Origin of the sequence: Aerosakkonema funiforme FACHB-1375, assembly GCF_014696265.1 — a bacterium.
GTDB classification, from domain to species: Bacteria; Cyanobacteriota; Cyanobacteriia; order Cyanobacteriales; family Aerosakkonemataceae; genus Aerosakkonema; species Aerosakkonema funiforme_A.
This window is the reverse complement of record NZ_JACJPW010000018.1, coordinates 18903-36631: the sequence shown is the minus strand read 5'-3', so window position 1 is coordinate 36631 and position 17729 is coordinate 18903. Positions and strand designations below refer to the sequence as shown.

17 protein-coding genes are annotated in these 17729 nt (G+C 45.4%); 12 read left to right on the top strand and 5 right to left on the bottom strand.

Annotated elements, in window-relative coordinates:
- Positions 1-18: 18 nt before the first annotated feature.
- Both H6G03_RS09205 and H6G03_RS09200 read right to left on the bottom strand, forming a co-directional pair.
- Entirely contained in the window at positions 19-399 is a 381-nt protein-coding gene (locus H6G03_RS09205) for a DUF4384 domain-containing protein (RefSeq protein ID WP_190464027.1), read from the bottom strand.
- Positions 400-468: 69 nt separating this feature from the next.
- Complete coding sequence (locus H6G03_RS09200; protein WP_190464026.1) at positions 469-891, bottom strand: hypothetical protein; 423 nt, start codon at positions 889-891, stop codon at positions 469-471.
- Positions 892-1090: 199 nt separating this feature from the next.
- Here H6G03_RS09200 and H6G03_RS09195 point away from each other — a divergent pair, with 199 nt between their 5' ends.
- On the top strand, positions 1091-1324 hold the full coding sequence (locus tag H6G03_RS09195) for a hypothetical protein (protein WP_190464025.1): 234 nt from the start codon (positions 1091-1093) through the stop codon (positions 1322-1324).
- 250 nt (positions 1325-1574) lie between these two features.
- Here the strand turns inward: H6G03_RS09195 and H6G03_RS09190 are convergent, their stop codons facing one another.
- Complete coding sequence (locus H6G03_RS09190; protein ID WP_190464024.1) at positions 1575-1784, bottom strand: hypothetical protein; 210 nt, start codon at positions 1782-1784, stop codon at positions 1575-1577.
- A gap of 63 nt (positions 1785-1847) precedes the next feature.
- Between H6G03_RS09190 and H6G03_RS09185 the strand changes: the two genes are divergently transcribed.
- From H6G03_RS09185 to H6G03_RS09165, 5 genes are all read left to right on the top strand, one after another.
- The gene (locus H6G03_RS09185; protein ID WP_190464023.1) at positions 1848-2669 is read left to right on the top strand and encodes a DUF4351 domain-containing protein; all 822 of its coding nucleotides are present in this window, start codon (positions 1848-1850) and stop codon (positions 2667-2669) included.
- 72 nt (positions 2670-2741) lie between these two features.
- Positions 2742-2981, top strand: coding sequence for a DUF4351 domain-containing protein (locus H6G03_RS09180; protein ID WP_190464022.1), 240 nt, complete (start codon positions 2742-2744; stop codon positions 2979-2981).
- A gap of 77 nt (positions 2982-3058) precedes the next feature.
- A complete protein-coding gene (locus H6G03_RS09175) occupies positions 3059-3295 on the top strand; it encodes an antitoxin family protein (protein ID WP_190464021.1) in 237 nt (78 codons plus the stop codon).
- Positions 3296-3300: 5 nt separating this feature from the next.
- A complete protein-coding gene (locus tag H6G03_RS09170; protein ID WP_190464020.1) occupies positions 3301-3705 on the top strand; it encodes a PIN domain-containing protein in 405 nt (134 codons plus the stop codon).
- 15 nt (positions 3706-3720) lie between these two features.
- Positions 3721-4557, top strand: a complete 837-nt coding sequence (locus H6G03_RS09165; RefSeq protein WP_190464019.1) for a M28 family peptidase — start codon at positions 3721-3723, stop codon at positions 4555-4557.
- A gap of 6 nt (positions 4558-4563) precedes the next feature.
- Here H6G03_RS09165 and H6G03_RS09160 read toward each other — a convergent pair whose 3' ends face one another.
- Together H6G03_RS09160 and H6G03_RS37890 are read right to left on the bottom strand one after the other, a co-directional pair.
- Complete coding sequence (locus tag H6G03_RS09160) at positions 4564-5085, bottom strand: hypothetical protein (RefSeq protein WP_190464018.1); 522 nt, start codon at positions 5083-5085, stop codon at positions 4564-4566.
- A 73-nt stretch (positions 5086-5158) separates the two neighbouring features.
- The gene (locus tag H6G03_RS37890; protein ID WP_242056797.1) at positions 5159-10600 is read right to left on the bottom strand and encodes a PAS domain S-box protein; all 5442 of its coding nucleotides are present in this window, start codon (positions 10598-10600) and stop codon (positions 5159-5161) included.
- Positions 10601-10902: 302 nt separating this feature from the next.
- Between H6G03_RS37890 and H6G03_RS09140 the strand changes: the two genes are divergently transcribed.
- The 6 genes from H6G03_RS09140 (at position 10903) to H6G03_RS09115 (ending at position 17723) form a co-directional block, all read left to right on the top strand.
- Positions 10903-12117 carry an RNA-guided endonuclease InsQ/TnpB family protein gene (locus H6G03_RS09140; protein WP_190464017.1) on the top strand — a complete coding sequence of 405 codons (1215 nt, stop codon included), beginning with the start codon at positions 10903-10905 and terminating at the stop codon, positions 12115-12117.
- A gap of 55 nt (positions 12118-12172) precedes the next feature.
- Positions 12173-12640, top strand: coding sequence for a MarR family winged helix-turn-helix transcriptional regulator (locus tag H6G03_RS09135; RefSeq protein ID WP_190464016.1), 468 nt, complete (start codon positions 12173-12175; stop codon positions 12638-12640).
- A 157-nt stretch (positions 12641-12797) separates the two neighbouring features.
- Complete coding sequence (locus H6G03_RS09130) at positions 12798-14528, top strand: HlyD family efflux transporter periplasmic adaptor subunit (protein ID WP_190464015.1); 1731 nt, start codon at positions 12798-12800, stop codon at positions 14526-14528.
- A 163-nt stretch (positions 14529-14691) separates the two neighbouring features.
- Complete coding sequence (locus H6G03_RS09125; RefSeq protein ID WP_190464014.1) at positions 14692-14925, top strand: hypothetical protein; 234 nt, start codon at positions 14692-14694, stop codon at positions 14923-14925.
- Complete coding sequence (locus H6G03_RS09120) at positions 14922-16184, top strand: MFS transporter (protein WP_190464013.1); 1263 nt, start codon at positions 14922-14924, stop codon at positions 16182-16184. Before H6G03_RS09125 ends, H6G03_RS09120 begins: the two co-directional genes overlap by 4 nt.
- Positions 16185-16382: 198 nt before the next feature.
- On the top strand, positions 16383-17723 hold the full coding sequence (locus tag H6G03_RS09115; protein WP_190464012.1) for a cytochrome P450: 1341 nt from the start codon (positions 16383-16385) through the stop codon (positions 17721-17723).
- Positions 17724-17729: the final 6 nt, after the last annotated feature.

Sequence of the window (17729 nt, the reverse complement as noted above, 5' to 3'; positions counted from 1 at the left end):
TTCGCCCCTACAATGGCGTTATGATTGTGTTACGGTATATTCCGTGTACAACACCTGAGAATCCGGATATTTTTCCACATATTCCAGCAGTCCATACAAATCCTCTCGCTCCAATTCCAAAGCCTCATCTTTACTTTTATCCAACCAATCTAGAGGCGGCAATTCCTGCGTAATCAAAGCTAAAATTTGCTCTCTTCCCACCTCATCCGATCCAAAAGTTGCATACTCTGATGGGGGGCATTGCGGCAAAACCATTACCCCAGTAGCGCAACGAGAATTAGGCGCATATTCCGAAGGACATAAACAACAAACCGCCCCCGATGGTTCCCTCTCCAATAATATTAAGTATCCTTCGCGTTCAACTTTCACCTCATATTTAATATCGCTATTCACAGGCACAGATTTTCGGGACTTGTTACGCCTAGCCCCCAAGACAGGCACTTCACGCAATTCTTCAGCTAGCACCACCTATAATAGGTTAGAATCATTCGCCTTTGCTTTCAGTTGTTGCCAAATTTGGTCAATAGTAAATGGTGGAGGAGTTACTAAACCTTGCTCTTTCGCCCATTGGGGAAATATTACCTCGCGCAGCCAGCGTTTGGCAATTTTCCACCTGCCTTTAGTAGCACCATTAAAATCACATCCATCCTCTGCCAGTTTGTCGCAAATTGCACTCAACTGCTGGGTAAAAATCGTCTCAGCAATGCCATTCTTTGTTCCTTCTAGTAACTCTACTTGATAATATTCTGCAATACTTTTATTGTTTGAATCAGCATTCTTTTCCCGGAAGCGTTCTACAAATATAATTCGGTTCTTGCCGCTAAAACAAAAGCGGGTTGCCATTGCTTCTAGAAATACTGCTTCCTGATCTTCATATTTTGGCAGATTCATAAATTCTAATTGCCTGAAACTTTAAAGCTATTCTATTTTAAGTGCCAAGACGATGGCAAGTAATAAATTACAAAATCCTACATTGTTCTACTTAAATCTACTTTCTCGTAAGATATACTTCGCTCTACTTATTTCGATTCTCAATTAAATAAACTCTGTCTAACTTGGTATACAGAAGGCAATTATCGAGGTAGACAATATGAAAAAAGCAAAATTAGCGGTTAAAAATACTCGTCAACAAATTGAATTAAAATCGCTTGCTGCTTTATTTATTTTGCAAGCTTTATTGATTAGTGTTGAAGGAAATTACCGGGTTTACCAAGGATATCCTCCGCTGGATGCTGTGCTTTGGATGCTGACTGAAGGTACTAGCTTGATTATCAAAGTTCGTCGTGCTGGTATTCTTGATGAAGAGAAGAGAAAAAGTAATTAAAGCTGTGGAAAACGCCTGGGAATACATCACTCGTTGGTGAACACAGCCCGCCTGGGAATCAATTCCCAGGCTAATAGCTAAAGTCGTCTAAAGACGACTGAAGAAAAAGCAAAAGCAATTGTTTTCTCTAACCAAAATATTCTTTTATAACATAGTCCTCTTCAGAGGACTTTCGCTATTAGCCTGCGATTTGAATCGCAGGCGGTTGATGCGACTCATGCAAAATCTATATAAACAAATCCACCTTAATTTACCCCTGCCAATTCTGCTTTGCCCTAGCAAATATCTCATCTATCGTTTGCCCTTCATAAAGCCGCCGCGAAACTTCCACATAATTCGTAGGTTCCCGATGCAAAAGTGTGAGAAATCGCAATGCAGCCGCAGAACCAAGAGACTTTTGCAAAGCCTCTATTCCTTTAATCATTATTTCTGTATCATCCATAAATTTTGCAATCTCCATTAGCTTTCTCCAATATAATATAAAATAATATCAAACCAAATCTATTCAATACCCAATCCACCATTGAACACCGACAACCTTTGTAAATACCTCGCCGAAGAATACCCCGCCGAATTTATCCAATGGCTACTCCCATCCGAAACATCTAACATTCAAGTATTAAAAACAGAACTCAGCCTGGAACCAATTCGCGCCGATTCTATCACCTTACTACAAACCCCAAATCTAATTCTGCACTTGGAATTTCAAACCTTACCAGCATCAGATCCGCCACTACCATTACGGATGCTTGATTACTGGCTGAGACTGTATCGAAAATACCGTTGCGACGTAGAACAAGTAGTCATTTTTCTCAAATCCACTACTTCCGAAATCGCCTATACCAATGAGTTTACCGCCCGTAACACCCGCCATCGCTATCGAGTCATCCGAATGTGGGAAGAAGACCCCGCGCCACTGTTAGCCAATTCTGGACTTTTACCGCTGGCGACATTAGCGCGAAGCGACTCACCCCAGGCTTTACTCGCGCAAGTAGCCCAACAGGTCGCTAATATTGAAGAAACCCCGCAACGGCAAAATGTGGCAGCCTGTATATATGTCCTTGCAGGTTTGCGATTTGACAAAAATTTGATTAGCCAACTATTCAGAGAGGAAATTATGCTTGAGTCTGTCACCTATCAAGATATCTTGGAACAAGGACAACGACGAGGAGAAGTAACTGTGATTATGCGCCAGCTTACCCGTCGAATTGGTACGTTTACTCCGGAACTTCAAGCGAGAATTCAAAGTTTATCGATCGCACAATTAGAAGACTTGGGAGAAGCACTTTTAGATTTCACTCAACCAACAGATTTAACTGCTTGGTTAGAGTCTCATCAAGCATAAATAAAAAACAAATAAAGTCCGCAGAGGGCTTTATTTGTTTTCCTGGCTAACCAACTATTGAGAGAAAAATTTATGTATGAATCTGTCATTTATCAAGATATTCTAGAAAAAGGACGACGAAGAGGAGCAATATCAATGGTTTTGCGGTTACTCCACCGTCGAATTGGTGCGCTTACTCCCGAACTTCAAGCGAGAATTCAAACTTTATCGATCGCACAATTAGAAGAGTTGGGAGAAGCACTTTTAGATTTCTCTCAACCAACTAATAATCCTTATTTCTGGATCGTCCATAATTTTTGCCCTCTCCATTAGCACCCCATATTGGTTGGCTCTAATTGTTTAGATTCCTGTATAATAATCATATTACCCATCCACTTCCAAAAAGCAGCATGATCCAAACTCTAGATGCAATCTACGAACAAGGTGTTTTTCGCCCTTTAACTAAACCGGAAATACCTGATGGAGAATCCGTCAAATTAATAATTGAAACCTCATCAAAACTAAATCCAGAAGAAATGCTTAAATTAGCGGCTCAAGTCTACGAAGGTTTATCTGAAGAGGAGATAAATGAAATAGAACAAATTGCAGGCGATCGCAGTAATTTCTTTACCGGACATACCCCATAAAAGTTGTGGCACAAGTTATTTTAGATACCGATATCCTTTCAGCTATCATGCGACAGAATCCAATCGTCATAACGAAAGCGACAGAATATTTAGCCGAACAGAGTCGGTTTACTTTTTCAATTATCACTCGCTATGAAATTCTGCGGGGACTAAAAGCGAAAGGTGCAACTAAACAGATAAGCCTATTCAATAATTTTTGCGCCAAAAATATCGTTTTACCCCTAACAGATGAAATTGTCATAAAAGCAGCAGATATATACGCTGATTTGAAAAAACGTGGCTTGCCGACCGGAGATGCAGATATTTTAATTGCAGCTTCGGCATTGGTGCTAGGGGTAGCAGTAGTAACAAACAACCAAGCTCACTTTCAGCGAATACCCGATCTTCAGGTACTCAACTGGCTAAATTAGCAAGGATAAACAAATTTGGATCTTAAACAACGATTGCAAAATCATCTCGCGGAAATTGTGCGCGATCGCGATCCTTACCTCTCGCCGATCGCTCATCTTTACGTACAACAATATATCCGCGCACAATTGCAACAATGGGGAAATGTGGAAACTCACGAATTCACAGTAAATGGCAAAATTCATCACAACCTTATCCTCAATTTACCTTCCTCTAGTAAGGAATATCCACCTATTTTAATTGGCGCACATTATGATGGAGTACCGGGAAGTCCGGCGGCGGATGATAACGGTACAGGCGTTGCTGTATTACTGGAATTAGCTAAAGCTTTCGCAGCGAAACCGATTAAATATCCCGTGCGAATTGTGGCTTTTGATATGGAAGAATATGGTTTGTTAGGTAGCCAAGCATATGCGGATTTATTGAAGCAACAAGGACAGCGATTGCGTTTAATGATATCATTAGAAATGTTGGGTTATTGCGATGATTCTCCTAATTCCCAACGTTACCCGGCTGGGTTGGAACGCTTCTATCCGGATCGCGGTAATTTTATCGCTTTAATTGGTAACTTAACCGCGCTGACCGATTTAATAAAACTGAGGGGAAATATTCGCGGAAGTGGAACGAAATGCGAGTTTTTGCCAGTGCCAAGTAGAGGTACAATTGTTCCCCAAACTCGCCTCAGCGATCATGCACCTTTTTGGGATAACGGTTATCGGGCGATGATGATTACGGATACGGCTTTTATGCGGAATCCCCATTATCATCAAGCGAGCGATCGCATCGAAACCCTCAACCTAGATTTTCTCGCCGGCGTTTGTCGCGGTTTGGAAATCGCGATCGGGCGGCTGTGATCGATCTCAGCGCCAGGTATATCCTGGGGTATTTTGAGCTTGTGCGATGCGTTCGATTTCTTGGCGCACTTCCCGCATGGTTCTTCCTCTAGCTAAATGTTTTGTCCACATTTCCAGATTTTTGCGATCGGCAATTTGCCCCAGCACTTCTATGTAAATCCGATTAATCGCATCTTGAGCTTCCCGACTTTTAGCGATATCGTGGCGAATATCTCTTAACGATCGGCGTCTTTCTAATTCTCTGTACCAAGTTCTCAATTCCATTTCATCCGCATCTCTTTCTAGCACTTCGCGATAAATTTTATTGATTTTGTCGTAACGCGAACGACCTTCCCGTTGCCGATTATTGAGGAGCGAACCATCATTTAAGCAAACCGCAAGTCCTCCATTTTGGATACATTCCTGTGCGTTAGCAGGAGATGTTAAACCGATCGCAACCAAAAAAGCAGTAGTGGCGATCGCGCTAGTTGCCAATAAAGCAAGTTTCTCTCCTGTACTGAATGTGGAAATCGTGGTTTTTTTGGGCATGGGGCACTTGGTATTGGGGATTGGTAACGATTGTCAAGCGATCGTTACTGTGCTTAATTTCGCAGAATATGGGTTATTTAGTCCTTGCGAGTGCGATCGCAGATCGAACTAACTGTTCTGGCTCAAGAGGCTTGGTAACGTGCCGTTGATAGCCAGTATCTAAGGCTCGCTGACGATCGTCTTCTCTAGCATAAGCAGTCAAAGCGATCGCCGGAACCTGTCCACCTTTTTCGGGTGGTAAAGCACGAATTTTTTGGATCAGGGTATAGCCATCAACTTGGGGCATTCCGATATCGCTGACTAACACATCGGGTGGGAAGGATTCCAAAGTTGCCAGCGCTTGCGCCGCAGATGCAACCGTCACAACTTCCGCTCCGTATTGGGTCAACAATACAGTTAATAACTCACGCGCATCAGGGTCATCATCCACGGCGAGGATTCTAATTCCCGTCATATCGAGTTCTTGCGGTGGCAATTCATTTGTATGTTTGATTTCCGGCTCAACATTCAGTAATGGCAATTGGACAGTAAAAGTGGCTCCCATCCCTTCACCCGGACTATCAGCGGCGATCGTACCGCCGTGGGCCTCGACCAATTGACGAACGATCGCCAACCCCAGCCCCAATCCCCCATACTTGCGAGTGATGGAGGCATCTTCCTGACGGAACGATTCAAAAATGTAAGGGAGAAACTCTGGGTTAATACCTTTACCCGTGTCCTTCACCGTAATTTCTGCTAGATTGCCAACTTGTTCCAGCGTGATATTGACTTGCCCGTGATTCCCAGTGAACTTAATCGCATTGGACAGTAAATTCCAGACAATTTGCTGCAATCGGGCTGCATCAGCAGAAACTTGCCCAATGTTCGGTAATACGATATTGAGTGAGATAGATTTAGCTATAGCTGCCGTTCTAACCGTCTCGATCGCAGATTCGATCGCAAACGATAAATTCACAGATGTCACATTCAAGCTCAGCTTGCCCCGCAGAATTTTAGCAACATCGAGCAGGTCATCAATCAATTGTGTTTGCAATCTGGCATTCCGCTCAATAGTGGCGAGGGCTTGAGCAGTTTTAGTTTCATCTAACTTACGAGTTTGCAATAATTTTGTCCAACCCAGAATGGGGTTAAGGGGCGATCGCAACTCGTGGGAAAGAACAGCCAGAAATTCATCTTTGATTCGGTTAGCGCGTTCTGCTGCTGACCGTGCGGCTTGCTCTTGCTCCAATAGCCGATGGCGTTCGATTTCCAGTTGTTTTTGCGCTTCGATATCAGTTGCAGTGCCAAACCATTTGACAATTTCACCTCGCTCATTTTTTTGGGGAATTGCCTGATGCAAATGCCAGCGATAGATGCCATCTGCTCGCCGCATTCGACCTTCAGCTTGATAGGCAGTTTTCTGTTGCACCGCCTCATTCCAGCGTTGACTCAAAATCGGTAGATCTTCGGGATGGACAACCGCTTCCCAACCAGTGATGCGGACTTGTTCGAGGGTTACCCCCGTGAACTCAGTCCAGCGTTGATTGACATCCAGTAAAGCTCCTTCCCGATTAGCTGTCCAAACTAATTGGGGGATCGATTCTGCCAAACAGCGATAGCGTTCCTCACTTTGACGCAATGCTTCCTCTGCTTGTTGGCGATCGGTAATATCAGTATTAGTGCCAAACCACCGCAATACTTTACCCCGTTCGTCCCGAACTGGAATAGCGCGGGAGAGAAACCAACGATATTGTCCGTCTTTCCCCCGCAAGGGAAAGGTATCCTCCCAAGTTTCCCCCGTTTCCATACAGTGACGAAACTTTTTGACCACCCGCTCTAGATGGTCTGGGTGATGCACTTGCTGCCAGCCCCAACCTTGCATTTCTTCTAAGGTTGTACCTGTATAATCAAACCAGCGCTGGTTGTACCAAAAAATCCACCCATTCTCATCTGCCATCCAAGCAAATTGGGAAATATTATCTGCTAAAGTACGGAAGCGTGCTTCGCTCTCCCGAAGTTCCTGTTGTGCCAAAGTGAGTTCGGTAACATCCATCACAGCTACCCCAACCCCGATCGCTTCCCCATTAGGCAAACAAACAGGATAATGATTGGCAATAGTACTTCTAAAAACACCCGGTCGAACTTCGCCACTAAACTCCACATTGAGGACGGGTTGTTGAGTTTCCATAATCTGGAGCAGCAAAGGCGCAAATTGAGGTGCCATTTGCGGTACGACTTCCCACAAGGTTCGTCCCAAATGCTCGCTTAAAGGAAGTTGATTGATTTTAGCGAGGGCTTCGTTGGCATAAAGAAATCGCAGTTCTCGATCGAACAGCGCTAGGGTAATTGGGGATGCGGCGATAAATGCTTGAAGAATCGCTTCGCTACGTTGCCGTTGAGCTTCTACTTGTTTGCGATCGCTAATATCTTTGAACAGGATAGCGACTTTTCGGCTTTCTGGTTCTCCAGTGCGGAAAGCGGAAACATCAAACCATCGATTCATCACTTCAGAGCCATTTTCAAAGCGGACGGGTTCGCCTGTCAGTGCGACTTTACCGTAAATCTCAAACCAATGAGGTTCCAGATCTGGAAGTAGCTGACGTGCTGTTTTACCTTCTGCTTGTTTGAGTCCTGTTTGTTGCTCAAATAACGGATTTATTTCGAGGAAGCGATAATCGAAAGGCTTGTTGTGTTCGTCAAACAGCATTTCTATGACACAAAAGCCTTCATTCATCGATTCAAATAAAGTGCGATAGCGCTCCTCAGCTTGTTTGCGATCGTGAATATCAATGACTGAACCGATGTATCCTTTAAATTCCCCATCTTCTCCAAACCAAGGGCTTGCTGCATCGATCGACCACCGATATTCACCATCCTGACGACGCAAACGATATTCCAGCCGAAAGGCTTCGTAACGCTCATTTGCTTTTAAGAAGATGTCTTTAGAAAATTCGCGATCGTCTGGATGCACTGCTTTTAACCACCCCAGCCCCAGTCCCGTAGCTTCGGTTTGCCCCGTGAACTCGTACCAGGTTTTGCTGAGGTAAGTGCAATATCCTGTAGCATCTGTCACCCAAACCATCACAGGTGCGTTATCTGCCATGTTGCGGAATCGTTCTTCACTTTGACGTAGGGCAGCTTCTACTTGAATTCGCTCGGTAATCTCTTCACAAACCGTACTGATGCCAATTACGCGATCGCCATCTTTTAAGGGTAAAAATTGTTCCAACCAGGTGCGTTTCACTCCCGGTTTTGCTGGTGTTTCTCCATGAATTTCTACATTTAATAGCGCTTCTCCGGTTTCCAAAATCGGACGCAGAAGCTGTTCGACAGTATCCGCCAGATCGGGGAACAGTTCCCGCACAGTACGGCCAATATGAGCTTCTACAGACAACCCATTAATTTCTGCCAATCGCTGATTGATCCGCAAAAAGCGGAGGTCGGTATCCAGGACATTTAAGCCAATCGGGGCAGACTGATAAATAGCTTCAATTTCTGCCAGTTGTCGTTGAAGTTGTTGCTGGCTCTGTTGAACCAAGGCTTCACTGCGTTTGATGTCGTCTATATTGGTAATTGTGCCGATCCAGCCTGTAATTTGATTGTGATAGTTTCTTGTCGGTATGGCTCGACAGATGAACCAGTGGTACTCGCCATCCCAACGGCGAATCCGGTATTCAATCTCAAATGTCTCCCCATTGGCGATCGATTGGCTCCATTGAGCTAAAGTGCGATCGCGATCGTCGGGATGAACCGCACTTACCCTCGCTAAACCCATCGACTCGGCTTCACTCAAACCTGTATACTCATACCAGCGTTGATTCCAGTAATTGACTGCCCCCGTTGCATCGGCTGTCCAAACCATTTGAGGCATCGCTTCTGCCAATTCTCGATATCGGTGTTGACTGGCTTCGATCGTGGCGGCGGCTTGGTTGCGTTCTGTCATATCTAAAAAAACGCCGATCGCTCCTCTAATGCGATCGCAGTCGCCGCGCAGGGGAGTTGCATAGGATAATATCTGATGCACCGTGCCATCCGGCCACAAAATGTCAAATTCTGCATCTCGCACGTCTACGTCCAGTCTGGCAGCAACTTGCATCGGCAAGTTTTCGGTGGGTATTTCTTGTCTGTTCTGGAAGACTCGATAGGGAGGTTGTTCATCGACTGGCGCACTTTTGGAGATGTTGTTGCCGGGACGAACGCCTAGCAATTGTCGGAGGTAGGCGTTATTCTGCATTTGAGTGCAGCTGGGATCGGTGGCGATCGCAATGCCCACAGGAATAATATCTAAAAGAGTTTGCAGTTCGGTAACCCGATTTGTCAAATCTCGGTTTAATTGTTGAATGGCTGCTTCAGCTTGTTTTTGCGGGGTTAAATCCACGGCAAACACCATATGCTCATCGGTGCTATCCATCCACTGCATCGCACTCAGCAAAATGGGAACTCGCGCTCCATCTCGATGCAGCAGTTCCATCTCCTGCGGTGGGAAAAAGCCATGTTGCCGCAATTGTGCCAGGTTTTGCACAGCCCGTTCAGTCAACTCTGCCGGGATAAAGTTGTACCAGTTCATGCCTTGTTGCTCAAACTCTTCCCGCGTGTAGCCGTGCAGGTGCAGCATGGTATCGTTCGCGGTCATCATTTCACCGTTGACCGAGCCAATGGCTATACCAATGGGAGCGGTGTCGATTAGTCGTTGGAGTTGTTGCTGTTGCTGTTGCAGGTCTGTTAATGTTTGGCTCAAATCTAACTCTAAACGCTTGCGATCGGTGACATCCCGCCAGGAGGCGACAAAGCCATCATTTAACTTGGTAGCCCGAATATCAAATGCCCTCTTCAGCCGACGATCGCCATAAGTGTCATCGTAGATGAGGGAATCTTTGATTAACGGTTCTCCTGTTTCCACTACCCGACAATACTCGTCAAATAACCCCGTTTCGCGATGAGCTGGCAGCACCTCACATAAACCTCGACCGATTTGCATTTCTTTGGGCATCTGGTTATTTTCGCAGGCTGCCCTGTTGAGATAATCGATGCGAAAGTCTACAATCTGCCCGAACTCATTACGGATGGATGAGAAGATGCCAAAGCAATCCAGCATATTCTCAACCGATGTTTGGAACTGCTCCTGACTGTATTGCAGTTCCCGTCGCAATTCGGCATTTTCGATCGCACTTCGCATCGCTAAGCGCAGGTCGTCTGGAGTCATCCGGTCTTTGACCAGATAATCCGCTGCCCCGTTTTTGAATGCTCGCACCGCTACCTCTACATCATTACTGTCAATCACCACAATTGGGGGACAGTGCCTACCCATCTGTTGCTTCAGTTGCCGAAGAACATCGAAGTTGCGGCAGTGCGGAGAGTCGAGTTCTAGAAGGATGCCGTCAATCTGCTGTGCTTGCGACAGTGCCAGAAGTTGGGGATCGTATCGCTGAGTGAGAATTCTGTATGCAAAACTCCCGTCTTGCTGTAATTGATACCAATAATTGCGATCGCTCTCATCAGAATCGGCAATTACAAGAACAGTCCGGTGAGTTGACATAACTTAATACCCAATCCACAGAGTTTTCAGGAAACCAGTCGAAGCCAAAGGTTGGCAGGATGCTTTGAAATAGTATCGGTCAATCTTTTGACACTCCTTAACTAATCTAACGGTATAGTTGGGGTGTTACGGCGATTTCGAGCGATAAGATCGGCTTTGTTGCCGAGCGCTCAGATAGTTTTCCAAAAGCGCTTTGCTACCGAAAATTATGGGGTTAGAGCCTTGCCCTTTTAGGGCGACTTTATCCTACAAACCGCGACACCGATTAGTAGATATGCTAAAATAAGTCAGGAGGTCATTAAATGTTTAACCTGACTTACGAGTTCAAATTAAAACCAACACAGTCCCAAATTGCAACATTTGAGGAATGGCTAGAAATCCATAGACGGGTTTATAACTATGCCTTAGCAGAACGCAAAGATTGGTACCAGTCTCGTAGTTGTCGGGTTAACGCTTGCTCACTTCGATCTGAATACATCATTTCTGCCGATGCCCCACGCCCAACGTTTGCCAGTCAATGCAAGTCTTTGACTGCTGCACGTAAAGAAAACGAATACCTAAAACGTGTTAACGCTCAATCTTTACAGCAGACATTAAGAAGACTTGAAAAAGCTTTTGTCAGTATGTGGGAGCAAAATCATGGGTTCCCCAGATTTAAAAAACCTGGGCGAATGCGTTCTTTCTGTTTCCCGCAATTAGGAACAAATCCACTCAGCAATAGATACGTGAAATTACCCGTGATTGGTGCAGTAAAACTACATCAATCACGCTCAATTCCAGATAGCGGCGTAATCAAGCAAGCTCGTGTAGTTAAACGTGCGTCTGGATGGTACGTGATGCTAACTGTTCAATGGGATGTATCTGTGCCATCACCAATGCCACATGGGGAAGCGGTAGGAATTGATGTAGGCTTAAAAAGCTTTGTTGCTACTTCTAATGGTCTAATCGTCAATCGCCCAAAGTTTTTTACAGATGCCGAACGCAAGCTTAAATTGCTGCAACAGCGTGTCGAGAGAAAACATTTAGGTTCAAACAATTGGCATAAAGCCCAGAAGAAGGTAGCCAAGTTACATGAGTACGTTGCCAACTGCCGTAAGGACTGGCACCGAAAATTATCCCACCAAATCTGCAACGATATCGGAATGCTGTTTGTTGAAGATTTAAACCTAGTAGGGTTATCGCGTGGGATGTTGGGTAAGCATTGCTTAGATGCTGGATTTGGTCAATTCTTCAGTATCCTAGAGCAAACTTGTTTTAAGCATGGTGTCTATTTCCAAAAAGTAGATAGTCGCAAAACCAGCCAGATTTGCCCTAGTTGTCATGTTGAGACAGGTAAAAAAGAGTTGTCAGAACGTACTCATGTTTGTTCAGATTGCGGCTATACCACGGATAGAGATGTGGCCGCCGCGCAGGTAGTTCTCATAAGAGGGCTTGCAGCCGTAGGGTATACGGTCAAGATGCTTGCTGAGGGTAAATTCGCTGGAATCCCTATGAAGCAAGAATCCTCATGCCTTTAGGCTGAGGAGTGTCAAACTAATAGTAAGAGTGCGAAATAAATAGATAGGAGCCACAATGATTTCTCCATCTGTGGAGCGGAAATTGGCGAAGGGCTGGCAGGAAGTTTTAGCACCGCAGGGTTTGGGCTATCGGATTAAGCTGCTGTCCCAGATGTTATCTCGCAAATTTCAAGACCGACTGGAACCTTACGGCCTGACTCCTTTCCACTGGGTTGTACTGTGCTGTTTGTGGCAAGAAGATGGCTTAGCTACCTCCAGCATAGGGGAAAAGCTGCAACAGGTGGGAGGTACTTTGACGGGGGTGCTAGACCGGATGGAGGAACGGGGACTGATTCGCCGGGAAAGGGATAGCCGCGATCGCCGCATTTGGCGGATTTGGTTGACTGAAGCTGGCAAGGAACTGAAGCACGTACTGCCTCCTATTGCCGTAGAAATCCGCGAAGAAGCGATGCAAGGCATTTCAGAGGCAGAAAGGGAACGGCTTTCCGAACTGGTGGATGTGGCGATCGCAAATCTTTCATAGGTTCCTTGGGATAGAGGCTAATTACCTCCTGGGAGTGACACCTTTATTGTGGAAATTTTCTAAGATACTACGTATACGAAATAAATTAGTAATTCGCTAAAACAAGCGAAAACTACGAACGCTAAATAAAACCCTAACTAACAGAGAAACAACAACTGTGAAACGCTCAAACACAGCAGTAATAAACGGACAAAAACCCGCAGTTGCGGATGTAGAAAGCGAGTTGCTGACTGCGGACAAACAGCAAACCCTGCCGGTGATAGAGCCGGAGATTGAGAAAGAGAAAGAGGATTTAACAGCGCCTCAAAAAGCTCCGCGCAAGAAAGTAAAGCAGCTAATTTTGGCGGCTTTGGGAATAGGTGCGATCGCTACAGCTGGTAACTTTGGCTATCATTACTGGCAATATGCTTCCACTCACGAAGAAACAGACAACGCTACAGTTGCCGGACACATTCTCAATGTCAGCAGTAGAGTTAACGGTACAGTAGCACAAGTGCTGGCAGACGATAACCAGCTAGTGCAAAAAGGTCAGCCATTAATAAAGCTCGATCCAGGCGACTTTCAAGTCAAAGTGCAAAACAGCGAAGCAGCGCTAGAAGCGGCGAGGCGTCAAGCTGCTGCGGCACAAGCTAACATCGCCCTAGCGGCACAAACTGCCCAAGCCAAAACAGCCACAGCCCAAGGAGATGTGGGCGCGGCTGTAGCCGCCATTTCTACCGCACAAGCAGCAGTGAAAGAAGCGGAGTCGGGAGTTCCGGCTGCTGAAGCGGCAGTCAAGCAAGCCCAAGCGGGAGTACCGCAGGCACAAGCCGCACAAGCCGCAGCTGAAGCTGGCGTGCAGCAAGCCCAAGCCGTACTTGCCGCAGCGCAAGCGGGAGTGCCCCAAGCGCAAGCAGCGGTTAAAGAAGCCGAAGCTGGTGTAGCGGCGGCGCAGGCTCAGTTAGCGCAAGCTCAGGCTACTTTGGAAAGGGCGGAAACCGACTATAACAGGTATAACAGTTTGTATGCTTCTGGTGCGATCGCCCGTCAGCAACTGGAGACTGCTAAAGCAGCTTACGATGTAGCGCAAGCCCAAAAAACCGCCGCCCAACAAGGAATTCAACAAGCCCAGGCACGAGTAGCGCAAGCCACCGAAGGTGTAGGTAGAGCCCAAGCGCAAGTGGCGCAAGCGCAACAAGGCATAGCGACAGCCCAAGCGCAAGTGGCGCAAGCGAGAGAAAACGTAGTGAGAGCCCAAGCGCAAGTGGCTGAAGCGAAAGAAGGGGTAACTAGAGCGCAAGCCAAAGTTGCCCAAGCTAAAGAAGGTGTAGCCAGCACCCAAGCCAAACTCGCCGCATCCAAGGGAGGATTGCAACAGGCGACAGCCAGCAATCAACAAACTGAAGTGAACCGCAGTCAGTACGAAGCTGCACAAGCTGCGATCGCACAATCGCAAGCTGCTCTCAAAGACGCGCAGTTGCAATTATCTTACACCGAAATCGCCGCCCCTGCTGCGGGAAGGATCGGTCGCAAATCTGTAGAAGTCGGACAAAGAGTGCAAGCGGGAACTCCTTTGATGGCAATTGTCAGTGACGAATATTGGGTAGTTGCCAACTTCAAAGAAACTCAATTGGAGAGGATGAAACCGGGAGAAGAAGTAGAAATCAAACTCGATGCCTTTCCTCATCAGACATTTAAAGGTCGGGTTGATAGTTTCTCCCCCGCTTCCGGTTCTCAATTTGCCTTATTACCGCCGGATAACGCCACCGGCAACTTCACCAAAGTTGTGCAGCGCATTCCAGTTAAAGTTGTTTTCGATGCTGACAGTATCAAAGGATATGAATCGCGCATCGCTCCTGGGATGTCAGCTGTAGTCAGCGTCGCAGTCAAGGCAAAGGGAGAAAACTAGCTGTCGCCAGACGAGAAGAAAAACGGTGTAAGCTTATCCCAGACATAGCAGAGATAGATAAAAAACTAATAATTTTGGATATGTTAACAACAAACTATGTCTGATAGATCGGCTTTAATAATGGTTGGATTTCCTGATAATTTCGCCAAGGGGAGTAACGACCGTGTTAAAAAGAACCGATAGCAATAGCCAAGATCTTTTTGCCGTTTATTATATAGTGTACGGTTCGCTCGCTGGCGGGGATGTGCTGGTTAAAGCGATTTTTTGGTCTGGCCCCTACCCAGATTTTATATCTGCGTTAAAAGCAGCTGAGAATTTGAAAATCACCCACGAGCAGGATGATTCGTTCGTAGTGAGGAAATATCTTGGAGAAATCAAATATGGTAGCAGTAAATGAAAATTGATAAAAACAGATTCGGGCAGATTCTGCGTGCCTTAAAATCGAGAAATTTTCGGCTTTTTTTCTTAGGGCAAGGCATTTCTCTGATTGGTACTTGGATTACACAAGTTGCCACGATCTGGGTAGTTTATCAGTTGACAAATTCTGCCCTTCTTCTGGGAGTAACGGGATTTGCCAGTCAAATTCCTAACTTTATCCTGGCTCCTTTTGGGGGGATTTTTGGAGATCGGTGGAATCGGCACAGATTGTTGGTGATTACGCAAATTTTGCTGATGATGCAGTCTTTAACGCTGGCATTTCTGGCGCTAACGGGGAAAATTCAGATTTGGCATATGATTGTTTTGAGCATTAGTCAAGGTACGATTAATGCTTTTGAAATGCCAATTCGTCAGGCTTTTGTGGTAGAAATGGTGGAAAATAGGGAAGACTTGGGAAATGCGATCGCTCTCAATTCTTCCCTATTTAACAGCGCTAGGTTACTTGGCCCAGGTATAGCAGGTTTGCTAATTGCCGCTGTTGGTGCTGGTGTATGTTTTCTGATTGACGGACTCAGCTTTATTGCCGTGATTGCCTCCCTGTTAGCTATGAATATTAAGCCCAGGGAAATAGCATTTATCAATCCAAATCATTGGGAAAGATTAAAAGAAGGATTTGTTTATTCATTTAACTTTCCACCCATTCGGGCTATACTAATGCTGCTTGCTTTAGTCAGTTTCATGGGAACTTCGTATATGGTTCTTGTGCCTGTTTTTGCTACCAAAATTCTGCATGGCAGTGCCGATACATTAGGGTTTTTGATGGCGGCTTCAGGAGTGGGTGCTTTCGTGGCAGCTATTTATCTGAGTGCGCGTCAAAGCATAGCTGGAATCGACAAATTGATTGTCTTATCGTCGCTAATTTGGGGAATAGGTCTGATTGCTTTTGGCATTTCCCGTACACCCTGGGTTTCTTTATTAATGATGTTTGTAATTGGTTTTGGCTCGGTGCTTCTATTTACCAGCTGCAATACATTGTTACAAACCATTGTTGACGATGATAAACGCGGCAGAGTGATGAGTCTTTACATCATGGCTTTTAGTACGATACCGCTTGGCAATTTATGCGCTGGTACATTAGCTGAAAAGATTGGTGCTAGCTATACGTTAGTAATTTCTGGCATCTTTTGTATTTTGGGTGCGCTCGTTTTTGTTAAACAGCTTCCATCTTTAAAAGAGTTTATTCACCCGCTTTATGCAAAAATTGGCATCCTCCGTTAGGTAGAGAGATTTTTTAATTTAATAAAGTTTTCAATTTGTTGAGCCGATCGCATACAATGACCGCAACAGAGCGGCTTGATGGTTTAAAACTAATTAAATTTTAATAATTTTTGTATTCACAAACACAGTAGACCGAATTATTGCCATTATATTTTGGGCTATTTTTAACAGTATAAAATCTGTGTGAGAGAACAAACCATGAGTCAAGACCTATTTGAATTACCCGGCCCAGAAGGAAATACCATAGTCGGCAACCTGGCCGAGTTGGGTCAAGATCCGTTGGGTTTTTTGACGAAATGTACCCGCGAATATGGCGATATTGTACCCCTGCGCTTGGGCTTAACACCAGCGTGTCTGTTGACTCAGCCTGAATATATCGAACAAGTTCTCAAAGAGAGAATCTTATTCATAAAATCTAAAGGCATAAGGGCGCTGCGAAGCTTTATAGGCGAAGGACTTCTCAGCAGTGAAGGAGACTGGTGGCAGCATCAGCGACGCCTGATTCAACCAGTATTTTCCCATAAGCGCATTGCAGGTTACGGTCAGATTATGGTTGCTTATGCCGAAAGGGCGATCGATACTTGGCAAGATGGCGAAACTCGCGATATTCACGATGAAATGATGCAGCTAACATTAAATATTGTGATGAAGTGCCTGTTTAACCAGGATATTACGGAGGGAGAAGCTAAAAATGTAGCTTATGCGATCGATGTGGCAATGCACTGGTTTGAAAATAAGCGCAAGCAAGGTTTTTTTATTTGGGAATGGTTTCCCAGACCGGAAAATATCCGCTACAAAAATGCCATCCAGCAAATGGATAAAAGCATTTATCACCTGATTGAGGAACGGCGTACTAGCGGTGAAGATACCGGAGATCTGCTGTCAATGTTGATGCAGGTAAAAGATGAAGAAGATGGCAGCCAAATGACAGATAAGCAATTGCGAGATGAAACGATCACCCTGATGTTAGCAGGTCACGAAACTACGGCGAATACTCTGTCGTGGACGTGGATGCTTTTATCTCAACATCCGGAAGTGCGTAGCAAATTGCAAGCGGAGTTAAAAGAGGTACTTGACTCCCGTTCTGCTACTGTTGCGGATCTGCCGAAATTGCGCTACACCGAGATGATTATTAAGGAAGCAATGCGACTTTATCCACCCGTACCGATAATGACTCGCGAAGCAACTCAGGATTGCGAAATAGGCGGATATGAAGTGCCTGCTGGATGTCAAGTGATGATGAGTCAGTGGGTGATGCACCGCAATCCTCGCTATTTTGAAGATCCAGAAGTATTTCAGCCGGAACGCTGGGCTAACGATTTAGAAAAGCAACTTCCCAGGGGGGTTTATTTTCCGTTCGGTGATGGCCCACGTACTTGTATCGGTAAAGGATTTGCGATGATGGAAGCGGTTTTGTTGTTGGCGACAATTGCCCAAAAGTTTGAAGTTAATGTCGTGCAAGATTATGCGATCGTACCTCAACCTTCGATTACTCTGCGACCGGAATACGGGATTAAAGTAACGCTGAAGAAAAGTTAGCAGGTA